This is a genomic window from Microbacterium schleiferi, from assembly GCF_015565955.1.
Lineage (GTDB): Bacteria > Actinomycetota > Actinomycetes > Actinomycetales > Microbacteriaceae > Microbacterium > Microbacterium schleiferi_A.
The window spans coordinates 1452000-1464724 of the sequence record NZ_CP064760.1 but is presented as its reverse complement, the minus strand read 5'-3'; the positions used below and the strand labels follow the sequence as shown (position 1 = coordinate 1464724).

Sequence of the window (12725 nt, the reverse complement as noted above, 5' to 3'; positions counted from 1 at the left end):
CCGCCACACTCTGGCGCGAGGGGTCGCAACACGCCGCACGTCCGGCGCGGGTTGCGGCGTGTTGTGACCCTTCGCGCGAGAGTTCGGGCCGAGCGGGGCGGTGCGCGCGGGAAGAAGGATGCCTACCCTGGAGGGGTGCTCGAGTTCTTCGTGGGATCCGGCCTTGCCGCGGCGGCGGGGCTGAATGCGTGGATGCCGCTGCTGGTGCTCGGGCTGGCCAATCGCTTCTTCGACGCGATCGCGCTGCCGGCCGGTTGGGCCTGGCTCTCCAGTGACGTCGCCCTCTGGGTCATCGGGGCCCTCCTCGTCCTCGAGATCATCGCCGACAAAGTCCCGGTGCTCGACTCCATCAATGACGCCGTGCAAACCGTCATCCGTCCTGCCTCCGGCGGCATCGCGTTCGGTGCCGGGGCGAGCGCAGAGACCCTGCGCGTGGATGACCCGGGCGAGTTCTTCGCGAATCAGAACTGGGTGGCCATCGGGATCGGCGTTGCGATCGCGCTCGGCATCCACGTGGTGAAGGCGTCGATTCGCCCGGTCGCGAATGCCGCGACCGCCGGCGTCGCAGCCCCGATCGTGAGCACCGCGGAGGATGTCTCGAGCCTCGCGCTGTCGATATTCGCGATCGTGTTGCCGATCGTCGGGTTCGTGCTGCTGATCGGCGCGATCGTGACGGCGGTCGTGGTGGTTCCGCGCTGGTGGCGTCAGCGCGACCGGCGGGCGGCGATCCGCAACGGCAACGCCTCCCAGAGCACGTCGACCTGATCGAGGGTCTGCGCGAGGGTTCCCGTCGTGTCGATGACGACATCGGCGATCGCCAGACGAGCCTCGTCGGGAACCTGCGAGGCGATCCGGGATGCCGCCTCCTGCCGAGACATGCCGCGCAGGTCGACGAGGCGCTGTTCGCGCAGGTCGGCCGGCGCATGGGCGACGACGATCAGTTCCCACGGATCGTCAACCCGCGCCTCGACCAGCAGCGGCACGTCGTAGACGACGACGGCGTCGGGATCGGCGGCGAAAGCCTCCCCGAAACGGCGTGCCGACTCCTCACGCACCGCCGGATGCACGATCGCGTTGAGCGCGGCCAGGCGATCGGGGTTGCCGAACACGAGCGCGCCGAGTGCCGGCCGGTCCAGTGATCCCTCGTCCGTCAGGATGTCGTCGCCGAACTCGTCCGCGATCCGTTGCAGCACCGGCGACCCGGCGCCCTGCACGTCCCGCACGACCTGGTCGGCGTCGACGATCACGGCCCCGAGCTCTGCCAGGCGTGCCGCGACCGTGGATTTGCCGGCGGCGATTCCGCCTGTCAAGGCGATCAGCGGCACGGTCAGCTCCCCGCCACGGGGGTCGCGTCGGACTCGGGGAGCGCAGGATGCGACGGCTCGGCGATCAGCACGGAGATGTCTCCCGTCTTGGCGGAGCGGACGGATGCCGCATCCGCCGCGTGGATGAGGTCACCGGCACTGTAGCCGAAGTCCTGGGCGACGGCGACGCCGATTCCGACGACGGGGACGACGGCATCCGGAACGGCTCGAAGGGCCTCGAAGACGGCTGTTGCCAGTCGCGTCGCTTGGCGTCGCGCCTCGGTCGCGTCCCAGGCCGTGTCGCACACCCACAGCACCGTCGCACCGTCGTCGCCGATGATGGCCAGGGGCTCGACGGTGCGCCGCACGGCATCGCGGGCGGCGACGGCGACATGGCGTCCGACCTCGTTCCCGAACGCCTTCGCGATGAACGGCAGGTCGTCGATACGCATCGCGATCACACCGATGCCGATGCCCTTCTCCGCGGCCCGCTCGAGCACATCCGTCACCGTCGCCCGAAACTGCGGCTCGGTCAGGATGCGGTCGGCTCCGTCCGCCGCGACGAGGTTGGTGTAGCCGCGCATCCCGGCGCGGCCAGCGCGCAGGATGGACGTGACGATCGCCGCCGTGATCACGAGCGCAATCGTCACGAAACTCGCCGGGATCGTCGCGAACCACATCTGGAACTCGGGATCGTCGGGCCCGAGCACGAGGAACGCAATGGCTCTCGCCGCCGTGTAGACCGCTTCGACGCCGAGCACGACCCCGAGAGCGATCGTCGTGCGCGTCTGTGCCAGGCGGCCGCGAGCGGTCTCCCACACCCCCAACGAGGCAAGCACCGTCAGCACGGCGTACATCCAGACGACGCCCGCCCAATCACCGCCGTCAGGCCCCGCTGCCGCGACGGCGACGAACGCGATGGCCATGCCTGCCCCGACCGTCGCGTAGGCCCAGCCGGTGCGGTTTCCGTTGTAGCTGCGGCATCCGATCCAGATGAACCCGGTTGCCGCCACGAACGCGGCGTTGCCCGCGGCGATAGCGGCCCAGCCACCTCCCGCTGACCAGATGACATAGGCGATGGTGGTCAGGATGCCGGCAAGAAACGCGCCCGACCAGTGTCGCCCCGAGACCTCGTCGCGGCGGATGAGGGTCTCGGAGACGTAGATGACCCCGACGATCAGCACGACGGCCGCGGTCATCACGTTGACCGAGAAGAGGTCGAGGGTCATCCCGTCGCCTCCATGTCGGAGCGGCCCGCCGTCGTGATCGCCCCCGAGATGCTCAGAGCTTCTTCGGGATCGATCGGCGGCAGCGTCACATCGACCTGCGCGGGGACGCGCACGAGGAACGCTGTGCCGACGCCCTGCTCGCTCCCGACGATGATCTCGCCACCGTGGGCACGAACGATGTCGCGGCAGATCGCGAGTCCGAGCCCCGTGCCGCCGACGTCGGTGCTGGCGCGGAAGAAGCGCCGGAACAGGCGGTTCTGGTCGTCCGGCGACAGACCGATGCCGTCATCGCGGACCAGCACATACGAGGCGACGGCGTCGCCGTAGACGGCCAACTGGACCGAGCCTCCTTCGCGCCCGTACTTGATGGCGTTGCTGACGAGGTTGTCAGCGACCTGCCGCATCCGTGCCGGATCGACGTAGGCGTGAGTGGGCTGAACGTCGTCGGTGAAGATCGTGATCCGCCGCTCGAGCGCGGTCGGCTGCCACGCGGCGGCCGACTCGATCACGAGTCGCTGCAGATCGACATTCTCGGGCGAGACCGTCACATCGACCGTCGACTTCGACGACGAGGTCGCCGAGAGAATGTCGGAGATGATCTGAATCATCCGCTCGGCGTTGTGCATCGCCACGTCGAGGTCACCGCGAACCTTCTCGGGAATGCCATCTGTTTCCAGGGCGAGGTCGAGATACCCGACGATCGCGGTCAGCGGGGCGCGCAACTCGTGCGAGACGGATGCCACGACGTTGTCGCGCGCGAACAGGGCAGTCCGCTCGGCGGTGACGTCCCGCGAGATGACGACGACTCCGGCGTCCCCTCCCTGCGTGTCGCGCAGGCGCCGCGCTGTGACGCTCAGCGCGCGTCGGGTGGTGTCCGGGGAGCCGAACCACACGATCTGGTTGTCGAACACCTCGCCGCGGCGGGCGCGGGCTACCGGCATCCGTTCCGGGTCGAGGGGCGTCTGTCCGTCAGCATCGAACGCGGGCAGGCGGTTTTGTCCGTCGGCGGTCATGAGCGCGTGCTGCATCCGCGCTTGCGCCTCGTTCGTGATGGTGACGCCGTCGGCGGAGATCCGGATGACGCCGAAGTCGACGGAGTCCAGGACCTGCGTGACCAGTTGCTCCTGGTGCTGGGTGCGCTCCAGGCTCTGCCCGAGCACGAGTGCCTGCTTGTCGAGGAGCTTTCGCTGCGCGGCGAACCTGCGCACGCTGAGATACGCACCGGTGGAGACGGCCAACACCACGATCGGCAGGAGCAGGAGCGCAAAGCTGAATGCCGACTCTTGTCCCACGGCGATCACCCAGCCGTACGAGACCCAGATGAAAAGGTTCGCCGCAATATAGCCGACCAGTCCCAGCGCGCCAGACATCCACATCACGGGGAACAGCCACAGCAACGCGAGTCCCGACTCGGGGAACGCGGCGCGCATCAGCAAGATCGCGACGATGTCCAGCACCGGAACGATACCCACCGCCCACGGCGAGAGCGCGTTCCAGGGAACGAGCAGCGTCACGATCGTCAGGACGAACACAACCCCGACGCCGGTGAAGAAGAGGGTGAGGTCGCCGGGAATCGCCGCGATGATCGCGAAGGCGGCGACCGCCAGCACGACGAGACCGAGCATGAGCTGCTGCAACACCGCAACGCGGGCAGATGTCCCGTCGCGGTACGGGGTCAACTCTCCGATGAGGGATCGCCACAGCGTGCTGCGACGTCCGGAGCGATCCTCACCTCGGCGTGCAGAGCGCGTCCCCACGTTCCCCATGAGTGAACGTTATCGCGCGGGTGAGCGCTCGGCTCCTCCGCGCGCCGCGCGATCAGAAACCGAAGTCGCCGAAACCGCCGAAACCACCGTCGGAGAAGCCTCCGTCAGCGGGTCCGGATGCGTCGGCCCAGCCCTGGTCGGGTCCGGTCCCGGCATCAGCTGGTCCAGCATCCGTCGCGCCGGCGTCGGCGGCGACCATCGGCGCCATGAACGCCGAAACGAGCGCGGATCCGATGACGTACCCGGCGACCGTGCCGAGCAGCGATGAGCCGACCATCGATCCGAACGACGGGCCCTGCCGCTGACCGCCCAGGGTGCGTTCCATGGCGCCCGGGTTCATGTACTCGGCGCGGGTCGCGGCACGGGCCATGTCGTTCGGGTCTGCTGACCGGGGGCGCTCGGATGCCGGGAGCGATGCCGTCATGTCAGCGAGAACCTGCTGACGCTGTTGCTCGGTGAGCTTCGAAAAGGCCTCGGCGTGGACCTGCTCGATCGTTTCGGGGGGCGCCGTGCGCAGGAGGTACCGGTAGCGTTCGATCGCCCGTTCGTCCTCACTCTGCGGCGGAGTCGTTGAGGGATACCCGGCGGGTCGGGGCGGGGCGGGCTGCTGCCCGTAGGGCTGCGATGGCCGCGGGTTCTGGGGCTCGGTGCCGAAAAGTCGGTCAAGGAAACCCATGGTGTCCTCCGTGGGGTCGAGTTCGGGGACTCCTCACGCTATCCAGCGCAGCTTTGGGACCGCTGTGAGCAGCCATTGCTCCGCGGCATCCGTGACCGCGACGAACTTCGCAGAATTCGACGTACTCCGCACTCTCGCGCCGCAGCGGCTGCGACGTTCGCGCGAAACTGCGAAGTTGGCGCGAGGAGGCTGGTCCGTGGCCCACGCCGGGCGGTCAGGGCGGATGCCGCGGCATCCGAAACCATGCGGACGCCGCGGTATCCGTAGCCATGGCGAGCTTCACCCGCGTGGCTAGGTGTGATGCCCAGGGAGGTTGTTGAGTCTGCTGATGGGTGCGGCGCCGATTGCGGAGTGTCGCCTGTGGTGATTGTAGAAGTGGATCCAGCCCGGCAGCGCGTTTCGGCGCTCGGTTTCTGACGGGTAGAAGCGGGCGTAGGCCCAACCGTCGGCGAGGGTCCGGTGGAATCTCTCGATCTTTCCGTTCGTCTGCGGCCGGTAGGGGCGAGTGTGCTTTGGGTGGATGTCGAGTTGCGCGCAGGCGTCGCGCCAGGCGTGGGACTTGTATGCCGAGCCGTTGTCGGACAGGACTCGCTCGACCGTGACGTTGCGGTCTTTGAACCAGGCGACGGCGCGGCGGAGCACTCCGATCGCGGTGTCAGCCTTCTCGTCGGCGCAGATCTCGACGTAGGCGACGCGGGAGTAGTCGTCGACGACGGTGTGGAGGAACGCGGTGCCCAACAGTGGGCCACGCCATTTTGAGCGTGGCGCGCCGGTGCGTTCGACGGTCGCGGACCGGTTCCGATCGCCTTGCTGTTTACCGACGTAGCGCCAGCCGCCGCCATCGGGGATGTTGCCGAACTTGGTGACATCGACGTGGATGAGCGATCCGGGGTGGTCGTGCTCGTAGCGGCGGATCGGTTCCCCGGTGACTCGGTCGATGCGGCTCAGCCGGTTGATGCGGCAGCGAGTGAGCACCGCGTGGACGGTCGAGGCCGGGACGCCCAGCTCACCGGCGATTTGCACCGGACCGAGCCGGCGGCGCCACCGCAGTCGGACGATCTGACGGACGAGCTCGGGCGGTGTCTTGGACGGCATCGTGTGCGGGCGGCTGGACCGGTCGATCATCCCGGCCGGCCCTTCGGTGCGATACCGGGTCGCCCATTTGCGTGCGGTGATCGGCGAGACCATGAACATCTTCGCCGCGACGGTGACCGGCCAGCGCTCGTCGACGATGAGTCTGGCCAGCCGTAACCGAGCGCGTGGGGTGAGTGCAGCGTTAGCGTGGGACACGAAGGCCTCCTGTTGCGTGAAGCGGTTCCTTAGCCTCGATCCACCGATGAGCCTTGGGCGAGGGGGCTCGACTTGATGGATGCGGCTTTGACCGGCCGCGGGCAGGGTTGTGTTCCGGGCGTCGCATCCCGGTCGTCCACTGTGTTCTCGGTCGGGCCGTCGTCGCGGCGGTGGTCAGTTCGTGCTGACGTGTGGTGGGGCGTGGGTGGCCGTGAACAGGCGATCGAACGCGGCCTGCCAGGGCCAGGCCGCGGGCAGGTGCATGGTGATGCGCCGGGCGGATCGTGCGAGGCGTGCCGGGACAGTGATGAGGGTGCGGCGGATCGTCGCGGTTGTCGCTCTGGCGAGCCGCCCGGCGCGGTCGGAGATGAGTCCGGCGGTGCGGGTGAGGTTGAACGCGATCACCGCGAGCACGAGCCAGGCGCTGTTCGCGGTGAACACCCCGGACGGAAGGTGAGCGAGCGGTCCGCCCTTCAGATCGGCGTGGACCTGTTCGATGATCGCGTGGGCACGGTGGGTCTTGTCCGCCGCGACGGTGCCCATCGTCTGCTTGTCGGTGGTGGTGAAGAACGCGTGGTGCCGGTAGAAGTCGAACAAGGTCGGCTGCTCCACCTTGTTCGGGTTCAGGTCCGGGATGCGCCGCACCACGAGACGTCCTTCGACCCGTTCGGCGATCTTCCGGGAGCGGAACGCGACGAAGGGCACTTCGGCGACTTCGGCTTTCGAGATCCACCGCCCGGTGGCCTCGTCACGGATCGCGTTCGGATACTCGATCGTCTCCCACCCGTCCTCGGGGATCGACGAGATCGCTGTCTTCACCGCAGGGTCCATCCGGACCGTGACAGATACGTCCGCGCCGGACTTGATCGCGGTGCCAACGGTGCCGTGCCCATAGAACGCGGAGTCGGCCCGCAGCAGCGGCCGGACACTGCTCCCGATGTTCATGCGGCGGAGGGTTGCGAGGACGTCACCGACGATCCTGGCGGCGCCTTTCGGGGAGCCGGTCTTCCCCTGCCGGAGCCGCTGACCCAGGATCACCGGTGCTGACGAGGTCGTCGACGCCGTCGCAAGGAGTGCGTTGAGTCCGCGGACGCCGGAGTACCCGAACGAGGCGCCCTGCTTCTTGTATCCGTGGACCTCGACGATCGTGTCGTCCAGATCCACCATCACCCGCTCACCGCCCCGAACCTGCAGCAGCGGTGCGGCCGAGGCGAGGTTCACCAGAGTCCGGGAAGCGACGGCATCGAGCTGGCGGACATGCCCGAAACGGAACTCGCGCAGGAACGAGCCCAACGTCGACGGCGCATACGTCCGATCGAACAATCGCCCCATCCCGCCGTGACGGAGCAGGTTCATGTCGTCGATCGAGTCCGCACCGGCGAGCATCCCCGCCACCAGCGCCATCACCTTCGACCCGGCGTTCGCGCCCCTGTCCGTCGGGACGCTCAACCTCGACTGCGCGAGCTCGTCGAGGCCCACGGAACGGGCGAGGCGGAGCATCGGGACCAGACCCGCGGCCGACACGAGATTCGGATCATCGAACATCGCTGACACAGCAGCGGGAGCATGCTTGAATTGCACCTACGAGATGCCTCTCGGATCGGTCGAACAGCGGTCTAGACAATCACTATTCTTCCTGATCAGAGGGGCATTTCTGCGTCACCGCGCCCGCTCAACCCCACGGCTCATCGGTGGATCAAGGCTTAGACAGCTCCACTTCACAACGGGAGGCCTTCCCGTGTCAGCAGATCAGGAGTGATTCACGAAGCAACGTCCCTGGGCATCACAGCTAGGGCGACATTCGCCCACGCGGCCGCAGCGAACTTCGCAGAATTCGACGTACTCCGCACTCTCGCGCCGCTGCGGCTGCGAGATTCGCGCGAAACTGCGAAGTTGGCGCGGGGAGGCTGATCCGTGGGCCACGCCGGGCGACCAGGGCGGACGCCGCGGCATCCGAAACCATGCGGACGCCGCGGCATCCGTCACCATGGCGAGCTTCACCCGCGTGGCCAGGGGCAAGACTCGCCTCCGCGGCCAGGGCGAGATTCGCCCACGTGGCCGCGACGAACTTCGCAGAATCGGACGTACTCCGCACTCTTGCGCCGCTGCGGCTGCGAGGTTCGCGCGAAACTGCGGAGTTGGCGCGGGGAGGCTGCTGCGCGAGCCAGGCGGGGCGGCCGGGGCGGATGCCGTCACGAATCGAGAAGACGGATGCCGCGGCATCCGGATAACGTGTGCTCATGTCTGCCGCATCGACGCCGCACGCCGCTGACGCCCACGATCTGATCCGGGTGCAGGGTGCGCGCGAGAACAACCTCAAGAACGTGGATGTCGAGCTGCCCAAGAGGCGGCTTACGGTCTTCACGGGCGTGAGCGGCTCAGGGAAGAGCTCGCTCGTGTTCGGCACGATCGCGGCTGAGTCGTCGCGGATGATCAACGAGACGTATTCGACCTTTATCCAGGCATTCATGAACACGCCGCCCCGACCCGATGTCGATGTGCTCGAGGGGCTGACGCCCGCGATCATCGTCGATCAGGAGCGGATGGGGGCGAACGTGCGCTCCACCGTCGGGACGGCGACGGATGCCAATGCCCTGCTGCGGATCCTCTTCAGCCGGATCGGCCAGCCGCACGTGGGCGGTCCGCAGGCGTTCTCGTTCAACGTCGCGTCGGTCAGCGGCAAAGGTGCGGTGACCACGCAGACGGCCGGCGGCAAGAAGGTCGAGCGGCGCAGCTTCACGGTCACGGGCGGCATGTGTCCGCGGTGCGAAGGCATGGGGCAAATCAACGACATTGACCTCGCGCAGCTGTTCGATGAGGCGAAGTCCCTCGCGGGCGGCGCGCTCACCGTACCCGGCTACACCGCTGACGGTTGGTACGTGAAGATCTACGGTGCGGTCGTGCCGATGGATGTTCCCATCCGTGACTTCACCGAGCAGCAGCGGCACGACTTCCTCTATGCCGAGCCCCGCAAGGTGAAGCTCGAGAACATCAACATGACCTACGAGGGGCTGGTTCCGAAGATCCAGAAGTCGTTCCTCTCGAAGGATGTCGAGGCGATGCAGCCACACATCCGCGCCTTCGTCGAGCGGGCTGTCGCGTTCCAGCCGTGTCCGGACTGCGGCGGGACCCGGCTCAACGAAGGGGCGAGGTCGTCGAAGATCGCCGGCAAGAGCATTGCGGATGCCTGCGCGATGCAGATCTCGGATCTCGCCGCGTGGGTCAAGAGCCTCGACGAACCGAGCGCCACTCCCCTGCTGCGCAGCCTCGGCGCGCTTTTCGACTCCTTCGTCGACATCGGGCTCGGCTATCTCTCGCTCGATCGCGCCTCGGGGACGCTCTCGGGCGGTGAGGCGCAGCGGACGAAGATGATCCGGCACCTGGGTTCCGCGCTTACGGATGTCACGTATGTCTTCGACGAACCGACCGTGGGGCTGCATCCTCACGACATCCAGCGCATGAATCGGCTGCTCGAGCAGTTGCGAGACAAGGGCAACACGGTGCTCGTGGTCGAGCACAAGCCCGAGACCATCGCGATCGCCGATCATGTCGTGGATCTCGGGCCCGGCGCAGGATCGGGTGGCGGCGAGATCATGTTCGAGGGAACGGTCGAGGATCTGCGGGCGTCGGGCACGCTGACCGGACGCCACCTGGATGACCGGGCTCGGCTCAAGGCATCCGTTCGGAAGCCGTCCGGCACGATCGAGATCCGCGGTGCAAGCTCGCACAACCTGCAGGACGTCGATGTCGACATCCCGCTGGGGGTGCTCGTCGCCGTGACCGGGGTCGCCGGATCGGGCAAGAGCTCACTCATCCACGGATCTGTCGCCGATCTCGAGGGTGTCGTCGCGATCGATCAGAGCGCGATCAAGGGGTCGCGCCGGTCGAGCCCCGGCACGTACACGGGGATGTTGGACCCGATCCGCAAGGCCTTCGCGAAGGCGAACGGGGTCAAGCCTGCGCTGTTCAGCGCCAACTCCGAAGGCGCGTGCCCGGTCTGCGGCGGGTCGGGCGTGATCGTGACGCAGCTCGGCCCGATGGAGCAGGTCGAATCGCCGTGCGATGTCTGCGATGGCAAGGGGTTCGCCGAGACCGTGCTGGAGTACCGTCTCGGAGGCCGCACCATCGTCGAGGTGCTCGACATGTCGGCATCCGAGGCTGCGGAGTTCTTCGGCTCTGGCGAGGCGAAGGTTCCTGCGGCTGCGGCGATTCTCGGTCGGATGGTGGATGTCGGACTCGGCTACCTGCGCATCGGCCAGCCCCTGCCGACCCTGTCGGGTGGTGAGCGGCAGCGGTTGAAGCTCGCGGTACAGATGGGCGAGAAGGGCAGCGTGTACGTGCTCGATGAGCCGACCACGGGCCTGCACCTCGCGGATGTCGAGAATCTGCTCGCGCTTCTGGATCGACTGGTCGATTCCGGTGTGTCGGTGATCGTGATCGAGCACCATCAGGCCGTCATGGCGCACGCCGACTGGATCATCGACCTCGGCCCCGGTGCCGGCCATGACGGCGGCCGGGTCGTCTTCGAGGGCATCCCCGCCGACCTGGTCGCCGCCCGCCCAACCCTGACCGGTCAGCACCTCGCCGACTACGTCAGCGCCTGACCCCCGCTCTTGCCCGATACGCTGCGCTCCCCAGGAGGCACCGCAGATCGCACGAGGCACCGTGTGCGGCGCGAGGCGCTGCGTGCCGCACGGTGTCTCGGCGCGGCTACCGTGTTTCGCGCGCCAGCAGGCGAGGCGAACCGACTCCAGGGTCAGGGCTTCTCGGCATCCGCCTTCTCGTACGAAGCGACGAGCTCGAGTTCGCGCGACTTCTTCGGCAGGAAGAACCACACCACCGCGCCGCCGAGCGCGATGGCGATGGCGCCGACCGCATAGGCGGCGATCGCGCCGGTCTCGAGCGATTGCTGTGCGGCCTGGATGATCTGGTCCTTGTACTGCGGATACTGGTCGGCCACGTGCAGCGCCGACGCGTACGACGCCTGCAGGGCTGCGGTGACCTGGTCGCTGATGCTCGAGGCTTCGGAGGACTCCGAAATGAGCTTGCCGAACACGTGCGCGAAGCCCGCCGCGAGGATGGCGCCGAGCACGCCCTGCATGATCGATCCGCCGAGGTCCCGCTGCAGGTCGGCGGTGGCCGAGGCCATGCCCACCCGCCGCACCGGCGTCGATTCGGTGATGGCGCGGGAGGCGGGGGTCATCGCGAATCCGGCGCCAATGCCGATCACTAGGTACGCGATCGAGACATACCAGAAAGGTGTTGTCTCGTTCCAGAACAGCATCGTGATGAACCCGACCAGCACGAAGCCGAAGCCGAGCATCATTGTGAAGCGCGACCCGCGCGAGATGACGAGCTTCGCGGACTGCGGCGCCACGGCGAGAAGGCCGATGCCGGCAGGGACGATCGAGAGCGAGGCATCCAGGGTCGAGTATCCGAGGATGTTCTGCTGGAACTGCTGCCCCACGAACATCGCTCCCATGAGCGATCCGAACACGATGAGGCCGCCGGTCGCAGGAGCCCAGAACATGCGGCGTCGCGCGACGGCGAGGTCATAGAGGGGCGAGGATGCCGTGAGCTGGCGCCATGCGAACAGGGCGATGAGCACGACCGCGGCGATCAGCAGGATGAGACCGAACGTCGCGGTCTCGGGGACGAAAACCGTCGACAGGCCCAGCACGATAGAGCCGATCATGAACACCGAGATGATGCCGCCGAGGTGATCGACCTTTTCCTTGTTCTCGGCGACGTGTGACGGGACGAACAGCCAGACCAGGACGAAGCCGCCGAGGGCGAAGGGCACCGCGAGCAAGAACGCCGAGCCCCACCAGAACCACAGCAGCACGATGCCGGCCAGCACCGAGCCGATGACCGTCGCGGTTGCACTCACCGCCGACCACAGCGCGATCGCGAGGGTGCGCTGCTTGCCGGGGCCCCACAGCGCCGTGATGAGCGAAAGCGTCACGGGGTAGGCCATACCGGCGGCAATGCCGGTGACGATACGGGCGACGATGAGCATCTCGACGGATGCCGCGAAGGCGGCGAAGAAGCTGATGATGACCGTCAGCCCCAGCCCGAGAACCAGGAGCTGCTTGCGCCCGTACCGGTCGGCGACGGCGCCGAGGTAGAGCACCGACATCGCAAGTCCGAGCGAGCATCCCACAGCGACGAGGTTCAGGGAGGTCTGCCCGGCGCCGAATGCGTCGCCGATGTCGGGCAGCGCGATGTTGGCTGCCGCGAGGTTGATGTTGCACACCAGCGCCCCGAGTATCAGCGCGGTCAGCACCAGTTTGGGGCGCTCCGGAGCAGCCGGGGCGGTGCGGGCGGCGGATGCAGCAGCGTCGGTCACCCGATAACCCTAGCGATGCGGCGTACCCGTCGTTCACGGCGCCCCCGGCCGAGGCGTTGCACGCGAGGGGTCGCAACACGCCGCATCCCACCACGCGCGCGCGGCGTGTTG

9 protein-coding genes are annotated in these 12725 nt (G+C 67.6%); 2 read left to right on the top strand and 7 right to left on the bottom strand.

The annotated features are described in order from the left end of the window. Window positions 1-135: 135 nt before the first annotated feature. Complete coding sequence (locus IT882_RS07005) at window positions 136-765, top strand: DUF4126 domain-containing protein (RefSeq protein WP_195693735.1); 630 nt, start codon at window positions 136-138, stop codon at window positions 763-765. Here the strand turns inward: IT882_RS07005 and coaE are convergent. The 6 genes from coaE to IT882_RS06975 form a co-directional block, all read right to left on the bottom strand. Continuing rightward, window positions 705-1325, bottom strand: coding sequence for a dephospho-CoA kinase (coaE, locus tag IT882_RS07000; protein ID WP_195693734.1), 621 nt, complete (start codon window positions 1323-1325; stop codon window positions 705-707). The two genes, IT882_RS07005 and coaE, sit on opposite strands and share 61 nt — an antisense overlap. A 2-nt stretch (window positions 1326-1327) precedes the next feature. Beyond that, on the bottom strand, window positions 1328-2533 hold the full coding sequence (locus IT882_RS06995; RefSeq protein ID WP_195693733.1) for a hypothetical protein: 1206 nt from the start codon (window positions 2531-2533) through the stop codon (window positions 1328-1330). Beyond that, window positions 2530-4299 carry a sensor histidine kinase gene (locus IT882_RS06990; RefSeq protein WP_195693732.1) on the bottom strand — a complete coding sequence of 590 codons (1770 nt, stop codon included), beginning with the start codon at window positions 4297-4299 and terminating at the stop codon, window positions 2530-2532. Before IT882_RS06990 ends, IT882_RS06995 begins: the two co-directional genes overlap by 4 nt. Before the next feature lie 52 nt (window positions 4300-4351). Then, on the bottom strand, window positions 4352-4975 hold the full coding sequence (locus tag IT882_RS06985; RefSeq protein ID WP_195693731.1) for a hypothetical protein: 624 nt from the start codon (window positions 4973-4975) through the stop codon (window positions 4352-4354). Window positions 4976-5266: 291 nt separating this feature from the next. Continuing rightward, complete coding sequence (locus IT882_RS06980; RefSeq protein WP_195693730.1) at window positions 5267-6265, bottom strand: IS481 family transposase; 999 nt, start codon at window positions 6263-6265, stop codon at window positions 5267-5269. Window positions 6266-6439: 174 nt separating this feature from the next. Continuing rightward, complete coding sequence (locus tag IT882_RS06975; protein WP_195693729.1) at window positions 6440-7846, bottom strand: IS1380 family transposase; 1407 nt, start codon at window positions 7844-7846, stop codon at window positions 6440-6442. Between the two features lie 659 nt (window positions 7847-8505). On the opposite strand from IT882_RS06975, the gene IT882_RS06970 reads away from it, so the two are divergent. Continuing rightward, on the top strand, window positions 8506-10869 hold the full coding sequence (locus IT882_RS06970) for an ATP-binding cassette domain-containing protein (RefSeq protein WP_195693728.1): 2364 nt from the start codon (window positions 8506-8508) through the stop codon (window positions 10867-10869). A 152-nt stretch (window positions 10870-11021) separates the two neighbouring features. On the opposite strand, the gene IT882_RS06965 is transcribed toward IT882_RS06970, so the two are convergent. Further along, on the bottom strand, window positions 11022-12614 hold the full coding sequence (locus IT882_RS06965) for an MFS transporter (RefSeq protein ID WP_195693727.1): 1593 nt from the start codon (window positions 12612-12614) through the stop codon (window positions 11022-11024). Between the last annotated feature and the right edge of the window lie 111 nt (window positions 12615-12725).

Bases quoted from the DNA above. Each gene is read 5' to 3' on its own strand.
- IT882_RS06995 (WP_195693733.1), bottom strand. From the start codon at position 2,533: ATGACCCTCGACCTCTTCTCGGTCAACGTGATGACCGCGGCCGTCGTG.
- IT882_RS06990 (WP_195693732.1), bottom strand. From the start codon at position 4,299: ATGGGGAACGTGGGGACGCGCTCTGCACGCCGAGGTGAGGATCGCTCC.
- IT882_RS06985 (WP_195693731.1), bottom strand. From the start codon at position 4,975: ATGGGTTTCCTTGACCGACTTTTCGGCACCGAGCCCCAGAACCCGCGG.
- IT882_RS06970 (WP_195693728.1), top strand. From the start codon at position 8,506: ATGTCTGCCGCATCGACGCCGCACGCCGCTGACGCCCACGATCTGATC.